The organism is Corticicoccus populi, assembly GCF_042686195.1.
GTDB lineage: Bacteria > Bacillota > Bacilli > Staphylococcales > Salinicoccaceae > Corticicoccus > Corticicoccus populi.
The window spans coordinates 545,542-568,357 of the sequence record NZ_JBHUOQ010000001.1 but is presented as its reverse complement, the minus strand read 5'-3'; the positions used below and the strand labels follow the sequence as shown (position 1 = coordinate 568,357).

Genomic DNA, 22,816 nt, shown 5'->3' with positions numbered 1-22,816 from the left:
TATGGAGGAAACAAAAATGACAAAACACTTATTCAAAAAGAAAATCAAAAAAGATGACGACGGCTTTACCCTTATCGAAATGCTTCTTGTACTGCTGGTCATTTCAGTACTCATTATCTTAATCATTCCTAATATTGCGGCCCAGAGCGCAAATGTACAAGATACAGGCTGTGACGCTCAGGTGAAAATGGTTCAGGGGCAGGTTGAAGCCTATACTTTGAATGAAGGTACATCACCAAGCTCTATTAATGCTTTAGTTCCAGGCTACTTAACGACTGAGCAGACATCTTGTGCGAACGGGACAAAAATTGTAGTGACAAACGGCCATGCTGAAAAACAGTAATGGTTTCACAGCAGTGGAAATGATGTTGACGTTAATGATCGTCAGCATCATTTTACTGGTGTGTGTCATTCATCTGCCAAATAGAAATACCGCAGATCCAGAAGATGAAATTTTAAATATAGGATATATTTTTCAGTCTGCACAGACTACTGCTATTAAGGAAGGGAAGCCGTACATTGTCGAAATGGATTATATTAATAATTTGATTAATGTTAAAAATAATTCAGGTAATAAAGTAAATACATACTCTCTGATCAGCTGCGAATTAAACAGAGGCGGTCTTGACCGCTTTATTTACCGTAAAAACGGTGATACTTCTGCCTTCGGTACCATCAGAATGACTTGTGAAGGAAAAAAAGTGTCCTTTATATTCCAGATCAACAACGGGAGGTTCAGAATTGAAAAATAATAATGGTTTTATCATGCTTGATTCAATGCTCTCTGTAATGATTTTCACTTTGGTTGTTACGATATTAATGCCGGCAGTATTAATGCTTGAACAAATAGATAATGCGAGCAGTGAGCAATTAAAAGTCCACAGACAGCTGTATCTTGAAATCTCAAGATATGAGTCCTATGATCAGTTTCTGAAAAAGAATACTAAATATAAAGTGAAAAGCGGTGAAATATGTGAGAATTCCAATTTGCAGAACTGCTTTAAAACGAAATGAAGGGTTTACATATATCGAGGCCTTAATAGGGTTGTCAGTAATGAGTATTATAGTAATTATCACGCCCTCAGTAATGAAATTGTTCAACGATATCAGTCTGCCGGAAGATATTTTTGACGGGGATTTATTTATTATAGATACCATCGAAATATATAAAACATCAGAAGATATATTGATTACAGATTCTCATCAAATAATCTTTAAGACTGAGCAGGGTGAAGTAAAATACCGTCTCTATAATGACAGGATTATTAAATCAATCAATGGTAAGGGGTTTGTCACGATGATGTTTAATGTTGATACATTTGATATCAGTGAAACAGCGGACAGCTATAAAATAGACATAAATACAACAGGGGGGTTCAATGAAACCGTTCATTTTCAAAAACACTAATGGATTTATCAGTTTTTCAGCATATATCATTTTAATTTATTTGCTAAGTATATATATCCACTTTTATAATAGAGTTATGATGGTTGTGGATATCCGGTCTAACTTGATATCAGTCTATCAGGAATACATATTTCAGTTAATGAAGTAAGGTGGGGAATATATGATTTTAATCGGCTTTATGGGCAGCGGTAAAACAACGATTGCCAAAGCACTGTCTGATAAGCTCAGTATAAAAAGTATTGATATTGATGAGGCGATTATCAATACCTATGAAACAACAATAAGCAGCATTTTCGCTGAAGAGGGTGAAGCGGGATTCCGAAAAAAAGAATATGCAGTTTTGAAGCAACATATTGATAAAAACATCAATGACAATGTTGTCATTTCTACAGGCGGTGGTGTAGTTACATATGAAAATTCTTTAAAGTCTCTTAGATCCCAAAAGAACCACAATGTTTATTATTTGGATGCACCTTTTGAGGTACTATATGAGAGGATCAAAGGAGACACATCGCGTCCGCTTGCAAATCAGGATGAAGATAAAGTGAAAGCACTGTTTAAAAACAGACAGACACTTTATCATGATGCAGCTGATTATATTATTAATACTGAACAGGAAATTCCGGAAATTATTAAAGAAATTTTAAAATATGAAAATTAAATAAAAGCGTTCTTGCAAACTTGAATTCTATATTGCTATAATTAAAACGTATTCAATTAATTAAATATTGTGCGAATGATCAATACTCGAGAGAACGTATTTTACGTCGCCGAAGGAGCAAGCCTGATGCAGGTGAATCTCTCAGGCAAAAGAACGGTATTGTGACGCATTCCTGAAGGAAACTCAACAGGGCAGCATTTTTATGTTGCCCTGTTTTTATTTTAAGGGGGAAGAATATGAGCGAATTAAAAAAAACACCTCTCAATCCGTACTACCATGAATCAGGTGTTAAAGTAATTGATTTCGGGGGATGGGAACTTCCGGTTCAATTCTCCAGTATTAAAGATGAACATAATGCAGTCCGAAAGTCAGCAGGGATGTTTGAAGTCAGCCATATGGGCGAAATTAAAGTCTCCGGAAATGATGCTGAGAAATTTTTAAACTATGTTCTGACAAATGATGTATCAAAACTTTCAGACACCAAAGCCCAGTATACCTTTTTATGCAACGAACACGGCGGAGCAATAGATGACCTTGTAATCTATAGACTCGAGAAGGAAGAATATTTACTTGTAGTGAATGCGGGAAACACTGATAAGGATTATGAGTGGCTGTCAAAAATCGATGGCTTTGATGTGGCCGTAACAAATGTATCCTCAAAGTACGGTCAAATTGCTGTGCAGGGGCCAGAAGCACGAAAGTTAGTTCAAAAAGTAGTACATGAAGATCTTTCAGAGATGAAATTGTTTTCGTTCAAACAAAACATCGAGATTAACGGTATGAAAGTTATTTTGTCCCAGTCCGGTTATACAGGTGAAGATGGTTTTGAAATATACTGCTCCAGTGAAGACACACCTGCTCTATGGAAACTTTTTAAAGATGAAGGTGTATTGGAATGTGGTCTCGGAGCAAGGGATACTTTAAGGCTGGAAGCGGGGCTTCCACTTCACGGGCAGGACCTTTCTGAGTCAATTACACCGATTGAAGCAAATATGGGATTCGCTGTTAAGCTCAATAAAGGAGATTTCATCGGACGGGCAGTCCTTGAACGTGAAAAAAATGAAGGTCCAAAAAGGAGATTGTCCGGTTTTGAACTGACCGGCAAAGGAATTGCAAGAACCGGTTATGAAGTCTTCTCAGAGGATGGTCTAAAAGGAACGGTGACAAGCGGTACACAGTCACCTTCTTCAAAACGATCAATTGGATTTGCACTGATTGACAGTGATTTCTTTGAACTGGATAAGACATTTACAATTAAAGTCCGCAGTAAAGATGTACCTGCAGTATTTGTGAAAACACCATTCCATAAAAATTAATTAAGGGGCGTGCAATAATTTGAGTAGTCATCGTTATTTACCATTAACCGAAAAAGATAAGGCAGAAATGATGGAAACAATCGGCATATCCAATATTGATGAGCTTTTTGCGGATATTCCTTCGGAAGTGAGATTCCAGGGTGAACTGAATATTAAACCAAAAAAATCTGAAACAAGCCTGTTGCGGGAACTCTCAAAGATTTCCCATAAAAATATAACACCGGAAACACATACATCTTTTTTGGGTGCAGGTGTTTATGATCACTATATCCCTACTGTCGTTGATCATGTTATTTCAAGGTCTGAATTTTATACTGCTTATACACCGTATCAGCCTGAAGTATCACAAGGGGAACTGCAGGCAATTTTTGAATTCCAGACCATGATTTCCGAGTTGACCGGACTACCGGTCGCAAATTCATCCATGTATGACGGTCCGACTGCATTTGCAGAAGCAGCAACTATGGCAGCGGGGCAGACTAAAAGAAAAAAAGTTGTTGTTTCAAAAGCTGTTCACCCGGAAACGATTGATGTATTAAAAACATACTGTAAAGGACAAAATATTGAAGTGGTTGAGGTTAATTTAACAGGAACCGAGACTGATTTAAACTATCTTGAAAGTGTTACGGATGAAGAAGCCGCAGCCGTATTAGTCCAGTACCCAAACTTCTTCGGTTCTATAGAAGATCTTGATAAGATTGAAAAAATCGCACATAAACATAAAGGACTGTTTATTGTAAACAGTAATCCGCTCGCACTCAGTCTGCTGACGCCTCCAGGTGATTTCGGGGCGGATATTGTTACCGGTGATACTCAAGTATTTGGTATCCCTGCGCAGTTCGGCGGGCCGCACTGCGGATATTTTTCTGCTACAAAAAAACTGATGAGAAAAATGCCCGGACGTCTGGTCGGACAGACTACAGATGATGAAGGAAACCGGGGCTTCGTTCTCACACTGCAGGCAAGAGAACAGCACATCCGACGTGATAAAGCGACAAGTAATATATGTTCAAATCAGGCACTGAACGCACTCGCATCTTCTGTATGTATGAGTGCACTTGGAAAAGACGGTGCAGTAAATATGGCAGAACAAAATATACAAAAAGCAAATTACGCTAAGAATACATTTAAAGAAAATGGCTTTGATGTCCTGAATCACCAGGTATTTAATGAATTTGTCGTTAAACTTTCCTCTGATATTGACGAGATTAATGAAGAATTACTAAAAGAAGGGATTATAGGCGGATATAATCTCGGCCGTGATAATGAACACTTTAAGAATCATATGCTGATAGCAGTAACAGAGCTCCGTACAAAAGAAGAGATTGACGAATTAGTTGAAAGGCTGGGTGAGTATAATGCTTAAAGGTGCGAGTCCGTTAGTATTCGAAAGAAGTGTAGAAGGGCGAATCGCTTATTCTCTGCCGGAATTGGATGTGCCCGGACAGGATTTAACAAATATTTTAGAAGATAAATATATCAGAAAAGAGAAAGCTGAACTTCCTGAAATCAGTGAATTGGATTTAATGAGGCATTATACAGAACTGTCTAATAAAAACCATGGTATTGATTCAGGCTTTTATCCGCTCGGTTCATGTACAATGAAGTATAATCCTAAAATCAATGAGAAAGTTGCAAGGATGGCAGGGTTTGCATCCAGTCATCCGCTTCAAAATGAGAGTTCAATTCAAGGCTCTCTCGAAGTTGTTTATGACCTCCAGGAGCATCTGAAAGAAATTACCGGTATGGATGAAATTTCCCTGCAGTCTGCAGCCGGTGCACAAGGAGAATGGACTGCACTTTTAATGATTAAAGCATTTCATGATGCAAACGGTGACAGCAATAGAACGAAAGTTATTGTTCCGGATTCTGCACATGGAACCAACCCGGCAAGCGCAACAGTAGCAGGGTTTGAGACAGTGACAGTAAAATCGAACGATAAGGGCCGTGTTGATATTGAGCACCTGAAAAGTGTAGCGGGGGAAGATACCGCAGCAATTATGCTGACAAACCCGAATACTCTCGGACTGTTTGAAGAAGATATTATTACAATCCGTGATATTATTCACGGTGTAGGCGGAAAACTTTATTATGATGGTGCAAATTTAAATGCTATTATGTCTAAAGTACGACCGGGGGATATGGGATTTGATGCAGTTCACTTGAATCTTCATAAGACTTTCACCGGACCACATGGCGGCGGCGGCCCCGGTTCAGGACCTATAGGGGTGAATGCTGAGCTGGCAGAATTTCTGCCTAAACCTTTAATTATCAAAAAAGATGATGAAACATACGGTTTTGAATATAATATGCCGAAAAGTATCGGACGGGTAAAGCCGTATTACGGCAACTTTGGAATCTATCTGCGTGCATATACTTATATACGTTCAATGGGGCCGGACGGCTTAAAACATGTATCTGAAAATGCGGTATTAAACGCAAATTACATGATGAGACGTCTTCAGGGAACATTTGAACTGCCTTACGATGAACATTGCAAGCATGAATTTGTTATCAGCGGTTCTAAACAAAAAGCGCTCGGTGTAAGAACTCTCGACATTGCTAAACGACTGTTGGATTTCAATTATCACCCGCCGACGATTTATTTCCCGCTGAATGTATCTGAATGTATGATGATTGAACCTACAGAAACAGAATCTAAAGAGACTCTGGACGGTTTTATAGACACAATGATTCAAATTGCAGAAGAGGCTGAAAATGATCCTGATATCGTATTAGAAGCACCGCACACGACAGTTATCGGGCGTCTTGATGAAACACTTGCAGCAAGAAAACCTGTACTGCGTTATGAAGCAGACGAATCTTAAGCACAAAAAAAGCCGAGGAAATCTCGGCTTTTTTATTTTATTTCGTTTTAGATTTTATTTTACCAGTCCATTTACTGATACCATTTTTCAGCATGTAAACATCCGTATAACCTTTTTTCTTTAACATTTTTGCTGCACGGATTGATAAGCGGCCGGTTTGATCATATAGATAAATCGGAGTATCTTTACGTAAAGACTGCAATTTCATAGAAAAGTTCATCATCGGGATGTTTCTCGCTCCCATAATATGACCATGTTCATATTTTTCTTTCTCTCTTAAATCTACTAACTGTACTTTTCTTAAATCTTTTTTAAATTCTTCTTCACTCAATGACTTTACATTTCGCATGTTTAAGTAACCGTTCAATACCAGTAGTAATATTACAACGATTGACACGAGTAAAATAATTAACCAAGTGTCCACAATATTTCCTCCTCTAAAACTTCACATACTAGATATTATAACCTGTTTTTCAGAGTAAACACAATTATAATTCGAGACTTTTCTCTCTAAATAGATATCTTATTATATTTAAAACTGCTTTATTGTCTGCTATAATTTGATTGACTAAATGGGGGGCTTGAAAATGGAGAAACAAAAATGGATTTTCATCAACAGCGGCAGACAGGATGCTTTTTACAACATGGCCCTTGATGAATTATTGATGGATAAAGTCAGGGAGGGTGAAATTAATGCAGCCTTAAGGTTTTATGAATGGCAGACACCGACCTTATCTCTCGGCTACTTTCAAAAAGTATTGAAAGAAATTGATACTGATAAAGTCAGGGAGTACAATTACCAGATGGTCCGCAGACAGACTGGCGGACGGGGAGTACTCCACGATAAAGAACTGACATACAGTGTCATTATTCCTGAGGAATATGACGGAATGCCTGAATCAGTAACAGAAAGTTATAAAATTTTGTCCCACGGTCTTCTATACGGTTTTAGAAATCTTGGACTTGAGGCTGACTTCAGTATCCCAAAAACAAAAGAGCAGAAACAGGAACTGACACAAATTAGGAGCAGTGTCTGTTTTGACACGCCGAGCTGGTATGAACTTGTCGTTGAAGGCAGAAAAATAGCAGGAAGTGCCCAAACGAGAAAAAAAGGCGTGATTCTCCAGCACGGCTCAATTCTTCTTGATGTAGATATTGATCATTTGTTTGATATGTTTAAATACGGCAACGAACGCTTGAAGGAAAAAATGAAAGCTGCATTTACCGAGAAAGCTGTCGCAATCAATGATATCAGTAACCATCGTTTTAATGTAGCGGATTTATACCTGCCATTTAAAGAAGGGTTTAAGAAAGGTCTGGATATTAATTTTCAGGATTATACATTAACAGAAAATGATCAGGATAGATTGGAAACACTGATGGAAAAATACCGCTCCGAGGAGTGGAACTTTAAAAAATAAGCATTGACCGCTTAAGGGCGGTCAATGCTTATTTTTTGTATCTTTTTGGATTTTTTCGTTTCGCTTTTCTCAGTGCACGTTTATATTCCCGCTGACTCGGTGTTAATAAAAAGAAATAATAAACTGCATATAATATTACACTGATAACTGCCAGAAAAATGATAGTACTTAAAATCATATTAAATACTAAGTCCATATTAAACAAAAGGCCGATTAATGCAACAGCCAGGACGATATAGATGATTGCTTTTTTCACTTATTTTCACTCCTTAACAAATGATTAAATGAATGAATTGCCACTTCAACCTGACTGTTGTCAGGCTGTTTTGTAGTTAAATACTGAAGCCACAGCCCGGGAAGACCAAGCCATTTCAATACTGGAATATCCCTCAGTTTATTGGTCAGGGTAAGTACTTCAAATGAAAGCCCCAGGACAACAGGAATTAAAAGAATTCTGTTAATCACCCTAACATAGAACGGGTCAACAGGTACAAACATATACACTATAAAACCAACTAATACAGTGAATAATATAAATGAGCTGCCGCATCTGTAATGGAGCCTTGAACTGTTCTGTACATTTTCGACAGTCAGCTGTTTGTTATTTTCATAAGCATTAATCACTTTATGTTCAGCACCGTGGTATTGAAACAAACGCTTAACCATAGGTGTTAAAGATATAAAATAAATATAGCCGAATAATAAAATCAATTTAAATATAGTTTCCAAAAGAACCTGTCCGAAATGACTCGTAACCACACCAGAAAAAATTGCTGCGGTAAAAACAGGAATAAGTGTAAATAAAAATTTACCCACAAGAAAAGAAAGTATACCTACGAGAATAGTTGAAAGCACCAGCTTTGTGGTATTCGTATCCTGCTTTTCTGTTTCAATTTCCTGATCGTCTTCCGGATTTCTGTCAAATCGGTCTGATGCAAACTCCATATGTTTCATGCCGTATATACTGGATTCAATAATTGCAACATTCCCTCTGATTACGGGGATTTTTTTAAGTCGTGCCGCCCATTTATTTTCAGGGCGTTTCATTTCAAAATATTCTATCGTCTCGTCATTTCGACGGATAGCAGTGACCATGTTCCGGGGGGATTGGAACATCACACCTTCAATAACTGCCTGTCCGCCGTACTTCGGTTTCTCCATCCACATAACTTCTTTCTTTATTAGTAGTATTCACTCACATTATTTAACATTTCAAGACCTTCATCAAGTGCTTCCATGCTGCCTGCTTCGGCACTGTTTTTTATACTTTCCAATGCTTCCGGCAGTTCACTGTTCGCAATCTGAAGTTCATTATGTTTACGATCAAGGGATTCATTCAATTCAATATTACCAGTACTTTCATCATACGCACTGATTGCATCATTCACATTGTCTATAATTGTATCGATTTCATCGTTTATTTCACTCAAATCATTATTCTCTTTCGCAGCAACAACAAGAGTTGACAGATGATCTAGCTCCTCTTTGAGAGCAGCTGAGTAGTTTTCCACTGTTCTTACATATGCATTTACAGATTCATCACTGCCGTCATGCTGATGCTGGGAAATACTGTCTTCCAGCGCTTCCAATTTTAAAGTATTGCGCTGAAACTTGACCTCTTCAGTCTGCAGCATACTTTCGAGTTCTTTTTTATGTTCCTCAGCCTGCATCAGCTGATCTTCCGGACTGTTATTCCCGCAGGCGGATAACAAAAGTAAAGCAAGTATCGGCATCGTTAATTTTTTCAATTTAATTCTCCTTAATTTCATTATATTATTTTATCATGTATATGGTGAACTTTAAAACGATATCAATATTTAAGCTAAAAGTATCTTTCCTTTGATATGGTGCGTTGTAAAGTTCTATAAGGTTTGAGATAATATAATAAGAATTTTATTATATATTTAAATTTTTGAAAATTAATTTAGGGGTGACTCAATGATTAAGTATGACAAGGTAAGAGCATTGCTCGAAAAACAACAGTTGGATGCACTGCTGATAATGAGTGATTACAACAGAAGATATTTATCCGGTTTTACGGGCTCGAGCGGTGCTGTAATCATCACAAAAAACAATCAATATTTAATTTCTGATTTTAGATATAAAAGCCAGGCAAAAGAGCAGGCGGAGCATTTTGATTTCGTCTTACAGACAAAGGGGCTGCTGCCTTTTGTAATTGAATTTTTGCAAGACAAAAATATAAAAACAATCGGTTTTGAAGGACAGCATGTAAATTTTAATACCTATAAAGATTTAAAAAGTCATTTTGAACTTGTGCCTCTGACAGGCGAAGTAGAGAAAATCCGTATGATCAAAACATCAGACGAGCTGACTTTGATTCAAAAAGCATGTGAAATTGCAGATGAATCCTTCGAATATATTTTGAAATACATTCAGCCGGGTATGACTGAACTCGAAGTGAAAAATGAACTGGAAAATTATATGACAAAGCTTGGTGCAAGCGGACCAAGTTTTGATACAATTGTAGCGAGTGGATACAGAGGTGCGCTTCCTCATGGAGTGGCATCCGATAAAGTAATTGAAACCGGAGATATGGTGACACTGGATTTCGGAGCCTATTATCAGGGTTATGCTTCTGATATCACACGTTCATTTGGTGTCGGTTCACTTTCTGATGAAATGACTAAAATTTACAATATCGTTTTAGAGTCTCAATTGAAAGCACTTGATGAAATAAAATCCGGCATGTCCGGCAGTGAAGCAGACAAAATTTCCCGAGATGTGATAAAATCATATGGTTACGGTGATAACTTCGGTCATTCTCTAGGTCACGGCTTCGGTTTGGAAGTTCATGAAAGTCCAGGCCTTGCACAAAAAAGTGAGTTTATTTTAGAAGAAGGTATGTGTTTCACTGTGGAACCCGGAATCTATGTTGATAATGTCGGCGGTGTCAGAATTGAAGATGACTGCATCGTTACAGAGAACGGTTTGAAAAAACTAACACATAGTTCAAAAGATTTATTTATTATTTAAAGGTAATTATTTTAGGAGGTAAAACATGATTTCAGTAAATGATTTTAAAACAGGTTTGACAATTGAAACTGACGGCGGTATTTGGAGAGTAATGGACTTTCAACATGTAAAGCCGGGGAAAGGGGCTGCCTTTGTCAGAAGTAAATTGAAAAATTTACGTACAGGTGCAGTTCAGGAAAAAACGTTCAGAGCAGGTGAGAAGGTCGGCCGTGCGCAAATAGATAATAATAAAATGCAGTATCTGTATGCCAATGGAACAGATCATGTCTTCATGGACAACCATTCTTATGAACAGTTGGAAATACCTGAAAAACAACTGGAATATGAGCTTAAATTTTTAAAAGAAAATATGAATATTTCCATCATCACTTATGAAGGTGAAACACTTGGTATTGAACTGCCTAAAAACGTTGAACTTAAAGTGACAGAGTCTGAGCCCGGAATAAAAGGCGATACTGCGACAGGGGCAACTAAGGCTGCAACACTTGAAACAGGACTCATCATTCAAGTTCCTTTATTCATCAACGAAGGTGACGTTCTCGTTGTAAGTACTTCTGATGCAAGTTATGTTTCCCGCGCGTAAGGATTTATAAAGCAGATGAACATCTGCTTTATTTTTTGTCTTGAATTGGTACGACCACTTCAGTACAATTAAATAATAAATTATTGTTAAGGAGTATTGCTTTATGAATTTAGATAATATAGATCAACTCATTGATAAAATGGAAAAAGCATCATTAACTGAACTGTCCTATAAAGACAGTGATGTAGAAATTAAACTTAAAAAGGGAACTGCACAAGCAGTTGAAGCCCCTCAGCAAGCGCCAAAACAGGTTCAGACATCTGCACCTGAAGAAATAAGTGAACCTGTACCTGAAGGAAAATTTGTAAAAGCACCGATGGTTGGAACGTTCTATAAGGCTGCTTCACCTGAAGCGGATCCTTTTATCCAGGTCGGAGACTCTGTTTCTAATGACTCTGTAGTGTGTATTTTAGAAGCAATGAAACTTTTCAATGAGATTCAAGCTGAAACTTCCGGTGAAATAGTTGAGATTCTGGTTGAAGACGGAGACATGGTTGAATACAATCAACCATTGTTCAGAGTACGATGATTAAAAAAGTACTCGTTGCAAATCGTGGGGAAATCGCAGTAAGAATTATCCGTGCGTGTAAAGATCTGGGCATTGAGTCTGTGAGTATTTATTCTGAAGCAGATGCAGACAGCCTTCACCGGAAAATCGCAACTGAATCTTATTGTGTAGGACCAAAACTTTCCAAGAACAGTTATCTGGATATGATCAGCATTATTACCATTGCCAAAAAAGCAGGCTGTGATGCTGTTCACCCGGGATACGGCTTTCTTGCTGAAAACAGTGATTTTGCAGAGTTATGCGAAGCTTCAAACTTAATATTTATCGGCCCGATGCATGAAACTATCTCATTGATGGGTGTAAAAGACGTTGCTAAAGATACAATGATTAAAGCAAATGTTCCTACTGTTCCGGGAAGTGACGGGGTAGTTGCATCAATTGAAGATGCCAAAGTCATTTCAGCAGAAATCGGATATCCTGTAATTATTAAAGCAAGCCACGGCGGCGGCGGTAAAGGGATTCGTGTAGCAAGAGATGAGAAAGAACTGGTTCAGAATTATAAAATGACTGAACAGGAAGCAGAAAGTGCTTTCGGCAATAAAAGTTTATATATTGAGAAATATATAGAAAACTTCCGCCATATTGAAATACAGGTTCTCGGCGATTATCACGGGAATGTTGTTCATCTTGGAGAACGCGACTGTACAATACAGCGCCGGATGCAGAAGCTGGTTGAAGAAGCACCGAGCCCAATCCTTACACCTGAAAAAAGGAAAGAAATGGGTGAGACTTCTGTTAGAGCTGCTAAAAGCATTAATTACATTGGTGCCGGAACAATCGAGTTTATATATGACTTAAATGAAGATCAGTTCTACTTCATGGAAATGAACACGAGAATTCAGGTGGAGCATCCGGTTACCGAAATGGTTACTGGAATTGACCTTGTTAAAATGCAGATTAAAATTGCACGCCGTGAAGAAATACCATTTAAGCAGGAAGATATTGAGTTCAACGGCCATGCGATGGAATTCCGGATTAACGCAGAAAATCCATATAAAAACTTCATGCCGTCAGCCGGTAAGGTCACTGAATATATTACACCTGGCGGATATGGTGTGAGAATGGATACAGCATGTTATTCAGGATACGTTATCCCGCCTTATTATGATTCAATGATTGCTAAACTCATTGTTTACAATAATACGCGTGAAGAAACACTCGCTGCATCAAGACGCGCCCTGGATGAATTTATTATCGGGGGAATAGAAACCACAATTCCATTCCATATGAATCTGCTTAAAAATGATGCATTTTTATCAAACGATTATAATACAAACTTTCTGGCATATAATGATGTAATGAAAGATTAATATGAAGCACCCGTATTCTGCGAATTTTGACAGGGTAGGGGTGCTTTTATTCGGATACAGTTTTAATAATTATTTTTTATAATGAATAAAATTCTTCCCACAATAAAATGTCTGACTTTTATGATATGATAAATTTATCTATAAAATTCTTATTCTTGCGTGATATAATAATAGATGGACGAGGTGGTAAATTTGAATATTCAATCTGAAAACAGTTCTTATGGAATCATCGACATATCCCCGGAAGTCATTGAGGTCATTGCAAATATTGCAGTTACCGAGACAAAAGGTGTTAAGGGACTGCTCAATAATTTTGCAAGCGGGAATCTTGAAAAAATCGGTAAGAAATACCGGGGGCGCGGGGTAAAAGTCGATACCAGAGAAGACAGTCTAAAGTTGTCTATATATGTCACACTGGATACAGACAACAATGTGCATAAGGTCGCAGAAAGTATCCAGAAAAATGTAAGTCATGCAATTAGAACAATGCTTGATGCAAAAGTGGATGAAGTCAATGTACACATCGTAAATATCGTCAAATAATAAATTAGATAGGTGTTTTATTTAAATGAACAGACATGAACAAAGGAAAAAAATATTCCAGTTGCTTTTCCAAATCGACCATGATGCGGTTTCAATTAAAAATGCGTCATTTTATGATTTATACAATCAACAGGACTACATTAAAAGTACAGTTGACTATTTTTTAAATCATAAAGAAACTGTGGACAATGAAATCAGCGCCCATTTGAAAAATTATACTTTGGAGCGTATTTCAAAGGTGGAGCGTAATATTCTCCGTATGGCAGTTTCTGAAATTAATGTAGCAGATGCACCTGTCAGAGTCATCATAAACGAAGCTGTTAAAGTGTCAAAACTCTACGGTGAAAATGACAGTTTCCGATTTGTAAATGGCGTCCTTAAGAATTTTGCCGACAAGAATGGATGATTAAAGTATGGAAAGCAGTAATTATCTTTCAGTACAAGCACTGACTAAATATTTAAAATATAAATTTGACCAGGACCCGTATTTAACACGGGTCTTTCTAAAAGGTGAGCTCTCGAATGTCAAAAAACACACGAGCGATCACATTTATTTTGCCGTTAAAGACAATGCTTCCGTCATAAGAGGGATGATGTTCAAGCAGAAAGCAGGGCGCCTGTCATTTGATCCAGTGGAAGGACAGAGTGTTTTAATTGAGGGCAGAGTCAGTATTTTTGAAACCAGCGGACAATACCAGATTTATGCAGATTCTATGCAGATTGATGGTATTGGTATGTTGTTTGAACAACTTGAAAAAGATAAAAAAGAACTGCAGCAGAAAGGTTTTTTTAATGCCGAACATAAACAGCCGCTGCCGAAATACCCTTCCCATATAGCTGTAGTCACATCTGAGACGAGTGCAGCAATGAGGGATATGCTGACTACTATTGAAAGAAGGTACCCTGTAGCCAAACTCACTATTATAAATACATTAATGCAGGGGTCCGGCAGCAGAGACAATGTCATTCAAAACCTTAAAAAAGCAGACGAATTAAATGCTGACGTCATTATACTGGCAAGAGGCGGCGGATCTATTGAAGATCTGTGGACTTTTAATGATAAAGAAGTTGCTGTAAATGTATTTAACACAAACACACCAATCATTACAGCTATCGGCCATGAAACAGATACGACTCTGGTGGACTATGTTTCTGATTTGAGAGCTGCAACACCTACCGCTGCCAGTGAAATTGCTGTCCCTGATATGAACGACCTTTTGATAAAAATAGAAGAGGCCCGTCTTTATATTTATAAAAGGACTCTCGATAAAATTCGAGACAGCAGAAATAATCTATCCTCTCTAAGCAACTACTATAAATTACGCAGTCCTGAGTTGCTGTATGATCAGGAAACACAGCGGTTAATACATTTAAACACACAATTAAACGAGCGGATGAGAAACAGGCAGAAGGATGCACGGTATTACAGTGAGAGGCTTGACAGAAACCTTCGTTATTTAAGTCCTTTACCTGAAATCCGGTCTTTCAGGGAACAACTGCATCACCTTGATAAATCATTGAATACTCAAATGAATTCCGTTCTTAAACAGAGTCAGAGGAATCTCGGACAGATACTTGAAATGCTTGATTCCCTCAGTCCGACTGCTGTCTTAAAAAGAGGATACTCATTTACGACAAAAGACGATAAGCTGATTAAAAGTACTGATGATGTTAAAAACGGCGATTATATTAAAACCACTTTTAGAGAAGGTACTGTGACATCACAAATAACAGAGGTGAATAGAAATGACTGAGAAAACAGAAACGTTTGAAGAGAAAATGAAAAACCTTGAAGAGATTGTCCGTCAGCTCGATGAAGATGAAGTATCTCTCGAACAGTCTCTAAAATTATATAAGCAGGGTGTCGAACTCTCTAAAGACTGTGATAAAATTCTGAAGAATGCGGAACTTGAGGTAGAATCACTGAATAAGGACAGCAGTAATAATGAATAATGAGATTAAGCACTGGCTTTCTAAAACCGAAGAAGCAATTCAAACGCATTTAGACAACGGCAGAGTCTCAAAAACAATCAGGAATGCAAGCCTGTATTCTGTGAATGCCGGCGGGAAACGTTTTAGACCTTATCTTTTATTCAGCGTATTGAAATCATTAAACGCCGACCTTTCGCTTGGAGTTAAAGCGGCAGCAGCGCTGGAAATGATTCATACGTATTCACTCATACATGATGATCTACCTGCAATGGATGATGATGAACTCAGAAGGGGCAATCCGACCAACCATATTGTTTTTGGTGAAGCAGCAGCCATTCTTGCAGGGGACAACCTTCTTACAGAAAGTTTTAATCTGTTATCAAATGATACTTCTCTTGAAGAGAGTACCCGGCTGAAACTGATTCGCATTCTGTCGGAATGTGCAGGACAGAATGGTATGATAGGCGGTCAGATGCTTGATATAGAAGGCGAGGTCGCGGCAGTCTCTCTCGAAGAACTTGAAAATATACACAGATTCAAAACCGGGCATCTGATTAGTGCACCTGTACAGATGGCCTGTACTATTGTAAACGCAGAGGAGCAGACTGCTTCTGTATTAAGCCGTTTCTCAGAAAAGCTGGGTATTATTTTTCAAATTAGAGATGATATTTTAGATGTCACAGGTGACGTAGAAGTAACCGGAAAAAATACAGGCAGTGACGAGCGGAAAGAAAAAACAACATATGTGAGTGAACTTGGTCTTGAAGGTGCAAGAGCACAGCTTGACCTTATGCAGCAGGAAGCAGCAGAACTGCTCAAAAGTATAGGAAATAACATTGACACGGCAAGCCTGAATGAAGTTCTTAACAGGTTTGCAATCCGCGAACAATGATAATTCACTATAGTGGATTATCATTTTTATTTTTGACTTTAAATAAGTAATGTTATAATGAAAATCAGTAAATTTAAAGGTTGGATGTAGATGAATCTTTATAAAATAAATGATCCGGGGTTTTTAAAAGACCTGAATAATGATGAATTAACAGCACTCGCGGCGGATATTCGTGAGTTTTTAATAAAGTCCTGTGCGGAAACAGGCGGCCATATCGGTGCCAATCTGGGAGTTGTTGAATTAACACTTTCACTTCACAAACACTTTAATTCTCCAATTGATAAATTCCTGTTTGATGTCGGTCACCAGGCGTATATTCATAAGATTCTTACAGGACGTATTCACCAGTTTGATTCTTTGAGACAGTATAAAGGACTGTGCGGATTTCCAAAACTGCGTGAATCTGAACATGATGTATGGGAAGCCGGCCATTCAAGTACATCATTGTCCGCCGCCATGGGAATGGCAAAAGCAAGAGACATCAATAAAGATAATTATCATGTCGTTCCAATTATCGGTGACGGTGCGCTTACAGGCGGTATGGCACTGGAAGCGTTAAATCATATCGGTTCCGACCGGACCAACATGACCATCATTTTGAATGATAATGAAATGAGTATTGCTCCGAATGTAGGCGCAATGCATAACATGCTTGGCAGAATACGAACCAATACACAGTACAATAAAGTGAAGCATGATGCAGAGGACTTCCTTCAGAGACTGCCTCAGGTTGGTACAAAACTGCGTGATGTCGCTGATAAACTTAAAGACAGCTTAAAATATCTGGTTGTTGACGGTATTTTCTTTGAGGAGCTTGGTATTAAATATATCGGTCCCGTCGATGGTCATGATTTTGATGATTTGGCACGTGCAATTGAATCATCAAAAGATTATAACGGCCCCGTCATTGTCCATGTCATCACTAAAAAGGGTAAGGGGTATCATCCCGCAGAAGATGACAAAATCGGTAAATGGCATGGCCTCGGTCCGTATAAAATTGAGACCGGTGAAGTGATTGGTACAAAAAGCAGTATTTCCTGGAGCGAATTTATGTCCAATACTGTCCTCGAATATGCCAAAAACGATAAAAGAATTGTGGCTGTGACACCGGCTATGCCTGTCGGAAGTAAACTCACAAAATTCCAGAATGAGCTGCCGGAACAGTTTTTTGACGTCGGTATTGCAGAACAGCATGCCGTGACAATGGCAGCCGGGCTTGCAGCGAGCGGTATGAAGCCTTATCTGGCTATTTACTCGACTTTCTTACAGCGCGGTTATGATCAGCTCCTGCATGATGTTGACCGTCAGAACCTGAATGTATTTATCGGCATAGACAGAAGCGGTCTTGTTGGTGCCGACGGTGAAACGCATCAAGGTGTATTTGACATCAGCTTTATATCAACGCTCCCGAACATCACATTAATGATGCCGAGAGATGAGAAGGAAGCGGGACAGATGATTGACTTTTCACTGAATGCCGAAGGTCCCGTTGCTATGAGGTACCCTCGGGGCAATATTTCCGGAATTGATATGAATATTGAAAGACCCGCTTTAACAAAAGGCAGTTGGGAAGTTTTAAAAGAAGGCACAGACATTGCAATTATTTCTTTCGGTCCGACATTAGACATTGCAATGGAAGCCTCTGCTGAACTTAAACAAGCGGGAATTGATGCCCGCGTGGTTAATGCCCGATTTATTAAACCAATGGATGAAAATATGCTTAAAGATATCGGCAGTTCCGATATTCCAGTGATTACAGTTGAAGAATCCATGCTGAACGGCGGACTTGGAAGTATGATTGCAGGTTTCTTTGCCGACTGGCGCTTTAAAAATAATATGAAAAGAATCGGCATTGACGGAATATACGTAGAACACGGTGATGTTAATAAATTATTATCGGATATTGGTATTTCGAGCAGCAGTATTGTTGAATCTGCTCAATCATTATTGGAGATTTCAGATGAAAAAAGTGAGAATTGATGAATATATTTTCAATCATTTTAACCTTGGTACTATAGATGAAATCAACCGTATTATAATGGCTGGAAAAGTATTAAACAATAATCAGCCGGTGTATAAATCCTCAGAGATGATTAAACCAGAAACTGCTGACATACGGTTTAAAAATGTTAAAACTTTTGTTTCAAGAGGCGGACTTAAATTAAAACACGCGATTGACCACTTCAATTTGAATGTTCAGGGAACAGTAGTGACAGATATCGGTTCATCGACCGGCGGATTTACAGACTGTGCACTGCAAAATGGTGCTGAACATGTCTATGCAGTAGATGTCGGCACCAATCAGCTGGACTATAAGCTTCGTATAGATGACAGAGTGACTGTTATGGAGCAGACTAATTTTAAACATACGGTCCGTGAAAATTTCAAATATCCGCCTGATATCTTTACAATTGACGTATCGTTTACTTCAGTTGTACCGATTCTGCGCCATATCAGATCTTTATTCAGCCATGAATTTGAAATCATCGCTTTAATAAAGCCGCAGTTCGAAAGCTATCTTGAAGAGGTTGAAGAAAACGGAATCATTACAGACCTCCACACACATGAAAGTGTTGTAGGGCGGGTACTCGAGGAGTGCAGTGATTTAGAGCTTGCACCCTGTCACTTTGACCGTTCACCGATTACAGGTACAAAAGGAAATATTGAATATCTCCTGCATTTAAAATCCAATACACAAAACAATATGTTTAATAAAGACGACGTTCATTCGATTATTTTTGACTGAACGTCGTTTTATAGTGCACTTGTCATATAATTTATGATATTATGTGTATAAATATACAGAATCTTTGGAGGCTATCATATGTCAAATAAATCAATCAGACAAATTAAAATCAGGGAGATTATTTCAAATAATAAAATTGAAACTCAGGAAGAACTGGTAGACATGCTGAACGGCTATAATTTTAATGTCACCCAGGCAACCATATCAAGAGATATAAAAGAGCTTCAGTTAATCAAGGTGCCGACACCGAGCGGTGCTTATGTATACAGTCTGCCGAAAGACAGAAAGTACCATCCGCTTGAAAAACTTGGACGGTATTTGATGGATAGTTTTGTTAAATTAGACTATACTGATAATCTGTTAGTGCTAAAAACCCTTCCCGGGAACGCACAGTCCATTGGTGCAATTATCGACCAGCTGGAGTGGGAGGAAGTAATCGGAACAATCTGTGGGGATGATACCTGTCTCCTGATTTGCCGTAATGAAGAAGCACAACGGGAAATTAGAGATCGGATTTTTAATCTGATTTAATTGGAGTGTTGCTGAGTGCTTTTAAAGCTGAGCGTTAAAAATTTCGCAATATTATCGAACATTGAACTCGATTTTAATTCTGGGTTAACGGTGATTTCCGGTGAATCCGGTGCTGGAAAGTCAATGGTGATAGAGGCTGTTAATTATCTTTACGGCAAACGTGCTTCTGTTGACGATATCCGTTATGATACAGACGGTTCTGTGATTGAAGGTGTCTTTGATTTTCCCGAATCAAAGAAACTTAAAAACCTGCTTGAAGAATTCCAAATAGAAGAAGATGAACTCTACATTGTACGACGGGAAATTATGCAGAATAAAAAAAGTATCATCAAAATCAACCACCGTCTGATCACTTTAAATACACTTCGGACAATTATGAATGAAGTCTTAAGTATATACGCACAAAGTTCACAGGGAGACGCACTCGATGAAAGTATGCATATCAATTATTTAGATAAGTATATTGGTATTTCCAATGATCCGGCGTTTAAAAACTACCGTAAGCATTATAAAGAATACCGTCTGCTGAGTGATAAGATAAGTGACCTTGAGTATAAGGATAGAAACAGACTCCAGTCACTGGAGAATTACAGGATTCAGTTTGAAGAACTGTCTTCTCTGGAACTGAAAGATAACGAAGAGACACTGCTTGAAGAAGAACTGGACTACTTAAGCAATTATGAAAAAGTACATGAGTCTCTTTCAATGATTCATACTGTGCTGTCGAGTGAATACAATCCACAGGGAATGCTTTATGATTTGAATAATCATCTTGAGAACCTGTCCGCGTATGATCAGTCCTATAAAGATTTTTCTCCCGAGGTGATGGACCTATATCACCTTTTAAATGAATTATCTTTTAAAGTCTCGAGCGACCGGACAAATGTAGAATATGATGAATCACGGCTGAATGATATTCAATCAAGGTTAAATACAATTAATCATTTGAAACGTAAATACAACCGGACATTTGAAGGCTTGATAGAACTTCAAAATGAATTGATGGAGAGTATTAACGAGCTTGATAATATTAACGAATCTTTTGATTTGTTAAAGCAGGAGAAAGATACTGCATTTCAAAATATGGAAAAGTACGCCAAAGAACTGCATCAAATCAGAATTAATCAAAAGCACTTTCTGGAAAATAGAATTCGAAAAGAGCTTCAGGATCTTGATATGCAGAATGCAGAATTTGAAATTCAAGTAAAAGAGAACGGCTTCAAACGCAGCGGATATACTGAAGTCAAATTCTTTATCTCTACAAATAAAGGCGAACCGTTAAAAGAAATGAATAAAGTCGCTTCCGGCGGAGAAATGGCAAGAGTCATGCTCTCCTTAAAAACAATTTTCACAGAGTTTGATTCCCAGTCTCTTTTAATTCTGGATGAAATTGATACAGGCGTAAGCGGGCAGGTGGCTACGAAAATGGCATTAAAAATGAGGCTCCTTTCAAAAGCGAGACAGGTATTTGTCATATCTCATCTGCCGCAGGCAGCTGCAGCAAGTGACCACCATTTATATATCAATAAAAAAACTGACAATAACCGGACGGTTGCTGTTGCGCATTATCTTGACAAAAATGAGCACAGAGACGAAATTGCACGCATGTTAAGCAGTGAAGACATTACAGAAGCTGCACAAAATAATGCGGATCATTTGATTTCTTCATTTCAATAAAAATAAGACAGACATGAAAATTCACACCGAATTTTTCATGTCTGTCTTTGTGTTCAAATTATATTTCAAACATCAATTTACTCTGACTTTTTCTCATTATCCTGCTTTACTTTCTCCAGAAATTTCTCCTGAACTCTCTTATTTTTCTTTTCTCTGTTTAATATATAGCCGCCGATAAACCAAATACCGAAAACAGCCATCAATAAGCCGATAATGAATTGTACCACTGTCAGTGTGAACGGTTCATTAACAATACCAAACATGCTGTCACGCATATATTTTACACCGACTGCGGCAAGTACCCCGGGTACTACCAGAATTACTAAAGCTAATACTTTTCTCATATAACCACCCATTCGAAATAGTCCTTTCTTATTATAACCGGTTAATGAAATATTCACAATTCATCAGAAACTTCTTAATATTCTACGTTTCCCATATTCTATGTTATTTTAAGTGACTATATGTATAATTGAACATGAAGGGGGGATTCAAATTATGCAGTTTAATGAAATATTCAACACGACAGACGATGAAATGATTACGCTTTCAATATGCAGGGCTGCAGACACCGAAATATTAGCTCAGATTTTCAGGCTGATAGACGAGAAAAATATTACTGCGCACCTTGTTGATGATGAAAAGCATCTAAAGGATATGATTTCAAAACTTGATAAGGCGTACTTATCTTCACCGAATATCGTACTGCATCATGCAGATGGTGATATTGAGGCGGCAGAAATTGCAGTCTCGCTGGCGGCGGCAGGTACATGTAATGTGTTGATGAAGGGGATGTTGTCAACGTCTGTTATTTTGAAGGAAGTACTGCGGAAAGATCATCAGCTGGTGTCAGGTAACTTGTTGAGCCATATCGCATTATTTGATTTACCGAATTATCACAAGTCTATTTTGCTTTCAGACAGCGGAATGAACATCGATCCCGATATAGAGACGATGAAATCCATTATAAATAATGCAGTCGGTACTGCGCATCAACTGAAAATAACACATCCTAAAATCGCACTGCTCAGTGCAGTTGAAAAGGTGAACAGCAGGATAGCGGCTACCGTTTCAGCAGAATCTTTAACGTCATACTACAAAAACAGCAATGATTTTACAGTTGACGGACCTTTACAGTATGACCTTGCTGTTTCCGCTAAGGCGGCGGTTCAGAAAGGGTTTAAATCCACAGTCGCAGGTGATGCGGATGTTTTAATTGTCCCGGACCTTAATGTTGGAAATATACTTTATAAATCTCTTGTGTATACCGGCGGTGCAAGAGTTGCAGCAATGGTTACCGGTGCCAAAGTACCCATTGTACTGACGTCAAGGTCTGACAGCAGTGAAGATAAATACCACTCAATTTGTTTAGCAGTTTATTCAATCAATAATAAAATATAATTAAA

The 22,816-nt window shown here is 38.1% G+C and carries 28 protein-coding genes and 1 riboswitch; of the genes, 23 read left to right on the top strand and 5 right to left on the bottom strand.

Translation table 11 applies throughout. The features are described 5' to 3' along the window. The first annotated feature begins 16 nt into the window (after nt 1-16). The 8 genes from comGC (at nt 17) to gcvPB (ending at nt 6,213) form a co-directional block, all read left to right on the top strand. Entirely contained in the window at nt 17-343 is a 327-nt protein-coding gene (gene comGC, locus ACFSX4_RS03025; protein WP_377771410.1) for a competence type IV pilus major pilin ComGC, read from the top strand. Continuing rightward, nucleotides 327-752, top strand: a complete 426-nt coding sequence (locus ACFSX4_RS03020; RefSeq protein ID WP_377771408.1) for a prepilin-type N-terminal cleavage/methylation domain-containing protein — start codon at nt 327-329, stop codon at nt 750-752. Before comGC ends, ACFSX4_RS03020 begins: the two co-directional genes overlap by 17 nt. Further along, entirely contained in the window at nt 742-1,014 is a 273-nt protein-coding gene (locus ACFSX4_RS03015; protein ID WP_377771406.1) for a hypothetical protein, read from the top strand. The genes ACFSX4_RS03020 and ACFSX4_RS03015 overlap by 11 nt, the downstream gene beginning before the upstream one ends. A 40-nt stretch (nt 1,015-1,054) precedes the next feature. Next, nucleotides 1,055-1,408 carry a competence type IV pilus minor pilin ComGF gene (locus ACFSX4_RS03010; protein ID WP_377771404.1) on the top strand — a complete coding sequence of 118 codons (354 nt, stop codon included), beginning with the start codon at nt 1,055-1,057 and terminating at the stop codon, nt 1,406-1,408. A 160-nt stretch (nt 1,409-1,568) separates the two neighbouring features. Then, nucleotides 1,569-2,069, top strand: a complete 501-nt coding sequence (locus ACFSX4_RS03005; RefSeq protein ID WP_377771402.1) for a shikimate kinase — start codon at nt 1,569-1,571, stop codon at nt 2,067-2,069. Nucleotides 2,070-2,144: 75 nt separating this feature from the next. Then, a riboswitch (glycine riboswitch) is annotated at nt 2,145-2,236 on the top strand. A 69-nt stretch (nt 2,237-2,305) separates the two neighbouring features. Further along, nucleotides 2,306-3,385, top strand: a complete 1,080-nt coding sequence (gene gcvT, locus ACFSX4_RS03000) for a glycine cleavage system aminomethyltransferase GcvT (protein WP_377771400.1) — start codon at nt 2,306-2,308, stop codon at nt 3,383-3,385. 19 nt (nt 3,386-3,404) lie between these two features. Continuing rightward, nucleotides 3,405-4,751, top strand: coding sequence for an aminomethyl-transferring glycine dehydrogenase subunit GcvPA (gene gcvPA, locus ACFSX4_RS02995; protein ID WP_377771398.1), 1,347 nt, complete (start codon nt 3,405-3,407; stop codon nt 4,749-4,751). Beyond that, entirely contained in the window at nt 4,744-6,213 is a 1,470-nt protein-coding gene (gene gcvPB / locus ACFSX4_RS02990) for an aminomethyl-transferring glycine dehydrogenase subunit GcvPB (RefSeq protein ID WP_377771396.1), read from the top strand. The genes gcvPA and gcvPB overlap by 8 nt, the downstream gene beginning before the upstream one ends. A gap of 37 nt (nt 6,214-6,250) precedes the next feature. On the opposite strand, the gene ACFSX4_RS02985 is transcribed toward gcvPB, so the two are convergent. Then, nucleotides 6,251-6,637, bottom strand: coding sequence for a rhodanese-like domain-containing protein (locus ACFSX4_RS02985; protein WP_377771394.1), 387 nt, complete (start codon nt 6,635-6,637; stop codon nt 6,251-6,253). A gap of 163 nt (nt 6,638-6,800) precedes the next feature. Between ACFSX4_RS02985 and ACFSX4_RS02980 the strand changes: the two genes are divergently transcribed. Continuing rightward, nucleotides 6,801-7,634, top strand: coding sequence for a lipoate--protein ligase family protein (locus tag ACFSX4_RS02980; RefSeq protein WP_377771392.1), 834 nt, complete (start codon nt 6,801-6,803; stop codon nt 7,632-7,634). A gap of 28 nt (nt 7,635-7,662) precedes the next feature. Here ACFSX4_RS02980 and ACFSX4_RS02975 read toward each other — a convergent pair whose 3' ends face one another. From ACFSX4_RS02975 to ACFSX4_RS02965, 3 genes are read right to left on the bottom strand one after another with little or no spacing between them, the layout of a single operon-like run. Further along, nucleotides 7,663-7,890 (bottom strand): SA1362 family protein, encoded by a 228-nt coding sequence (locus tag ACFSX4_RS02975; protein WP_377771390.1) that lies wholly within the window; start codon nt 7,888-7,890, stop codon nt 7,663-7,665. Further along, nucleotides 7,887-8,795, bottom strand: coding sequence for a DUF1385 domain-containing protein (locus tag ACFSX4_RS02970; RefSeq protein ID WP_377771388.1), 909 nt, complete (start codon nt 8,793-8,795; stop codon nt 7,887-7,889). The genes ACFSX4_RS02975 and ACFSX4_RS02970 overlap by 4 nt, the downstream gene beginning before the upstream one ends. A 20-nt stretch (nt 8,796-8,815) precedes the next feature. After that, nucleotides 8,816-9,382: a hypothetical protein gene (locus ACFSX4_RS02965; RefSeq protein WP_377771386.1), complete on the bottom strand. Its 567-nt coding sequence runs from the start codon at nt 9,380-9,382 to the stop codon at nt 8,816-8,818. A gap of 190 nt (nt 9,383-9,572) precedes the next feature. On the opposite strand from ACFSX4_RS02965, the gene ACFSX4_RS02960 reads away from it, so the two are divergent. From ACFSX4_RS02960 to recN, 13 genes are all read left to right on the top strand, one after another. Continuing rightward, entirely contained in the window at nt 9,573-10,628 is a 1,056-nt protein-coding gene (locus ACFSX4_RS02960) for a M24 family metallopeptidase (protein WP_377771384.1), read from the top strand. 25 nt (nt 10,629-10,653) lie between these two features. Then, entirely contained in the window at nt 10,654-11,211 is a 558-nt protein-coding gene (gene efp, locus ACFSX4_RS02955) for an elongation factor P (RefSeq protein WP_377771382.1), read from the top strand. A 103-nt stretch (nt 11,212-11,314) separates the two neighbouring features. After that, complete coding sequence (accB, locus tag ACFSX4_RS02950) at nt 11,315-11,740, top strand: acetyl-CoA carboxylase biotin carboxyl carrier protein (RefSeq protein WP_377771381.1); 426 nt, start codon at nt 11,315-11,317, stop codon at nt 11,738-11,740. After that, nucleotides 11,740-13,089 carry an acetyl-CoA carboxylase biotin carboxylase subunit gene (gene accC / locus ACFSX4_RS02945; protein WP_377773427.1) on the top strand — a complete coding sequence of 450 codons (1,350 nt, stop codon included), beginning with the start codon at nt 11,740-11,742 and terminating at the stop codon, nt 13,087-13,089. Before accB ends, accC begins: the two co-directional genes overlap by 1 nt. A gap of 192 nt (nt 13,090-13,281) precedes the next feature. After that, nucleotides 13,282-13,632 (top strand): Asp23/Gls24 family envelope stress response protein, encoded by a 351-nt coding sequence (locus ACFSX4_RS02940; RefSeq protein ID WP_377771379.1) that lies wholly within the window; start codon nt 13,282-13,284, stop codon nt 13,630-13,632. Between the two features lie 25 nt (nt 13,633-13,657). Beyond that, nucleotides 13,658-14,038 carry a transcription antitermination factor NusB gene (gene nusB, locus ACFSX4_RS02935; protein WP_377771377.1) on the top strand — a complete coding sequence of 127 codons (381 nt, stop codon included), beginning with the start codon at nt 13,658-13,660 and terminating at the stop codon, nt 14,036-14,038. Nucleotides 14,039-14,045: 7 nt separating this feature from the next. Then, a complete protein-coding gene (gene xseA, locus ACFSX4_RS02930; protein WP_377771375.1) occupies nt 14,046-15,386 on the top strand; it encodes an exodeoxyribonuclease VII large subunit in 1,341 nt (446 codons plus the stop codon). Further along, the gene (gene xseB, locus ACFSX4_RS02925) at nt 15,379-15,585 is read left to right on the top strand and encodes an exodeoxyribonuclease VII small subunit (protein WP_377771373.1); all 207 of its coding nucleotides are present in this window, start codon (nt 15,379-15,381) and stop codon (nt 15,583-15,585) included. The genes xseA and xseB overlap by 8 nt, the downstream gene beginning before the upstream one ends. Beyond that, nucleotides 15,578-16,456 carry a polyprenyl synthetase family protein gene (locus tag ACFSX4_RS02920; RefSeq protein WP_377771371.1) on the top strand — a complete coding sequence of 293 codons (879 nt, stop codon included), beginning with the start codon at nt 15,578-15,580 and terminating at the stop codon, nt 16,454-16,456. The genes xseB and ACFSX4_RS02920 overlap by 8 nt, the downstream gene beginning before the upstream one ends. A 90-nt stretch (nt 16,457-16,546) precedes the next feature. Further along, nucleotides 16,547-18,436 (top strand): 1-deoxy-D-xylulose-5-phosphate synthase, encoded by a 1,890-nt coding sequence (dxs, locus tag ACFSX4_RS02915; RefSeq protein WP_377771369.1) that lies wholly within the window; start codon nt 16,547-16,549, stop codon nt 18,434-18,436. Next, nucleotides 18,417-19,202: a TlyA family RNA methyltransferase gene (locus ACFSX4_RS02910; protein ID WP_377771367.1), complete on the top strand. Its 786-nt coding sequence runs from the start codon at nt 18,417-18,419 to the stop codon at nt 19,200-19,202. The genes dxs and ACFSX4_RS02910 overlap by 20 nt, the downstream gene beginning before the upstream one ends. Nucleotides 19,203-19,280: 78 nt before the next feature. Then, nucleotides 19,281-19,733 (top strand): transcriptional regulator AhrC/ArgR, encoded by a 453-nt coding sequence (gene ahrC, locus ACFSX4_RS02905; RefSeq protein WP_377771365.1) that lies wholly within the window; start codon nt 19,281-19,283, stop codon nt 19,731-19,733. A gap of 15 nt (nt 19,734-19,748) precedes the next feature. After that, a complete protein-coding gene (gene recN / locus ACFSX4_RS02900; RefSeq protein ID WP_377771363.1) occupies nt 19,749-21,410 on the top strand; it encodes a DNA repair protein RecN in 1,662 nt (553 codons plus the stop codon). 77 nt (nt 21,411-21,487) lie between these two features. Here the strand turns inward: recN and ACFSX4_RS02895 are convergent, their stop codons facing one another. Next, complete coding sequence (locus ACFSX4_RS02895; RefSeq protein ID WP_377771361.1) at nt 21,488-21,754, bottom strand: DUF2627 domain-containing protein; 267 nt, start codon at nt 21,752-21,754, stop codon at nt 21,488-21,490. Nucleotides 21,755-21,908: 154 nt separating this feature from the next. Between ACFSX4_RS02895 and ACFSX4_RS02890 the strand changes: the two genes are divergently transcribed. Next, entirely contained in the window at nt 21,909-22,811 is a 903-nt protein-coding gene (locus ACFSX4_RS02890) for a phosphate acyltransferase (RefSeq protein ID WP_377771359.1), read from the top strand. The last annotated feature ends 5 nt before the right edge of the window (nt 22,812-22,816 follow it).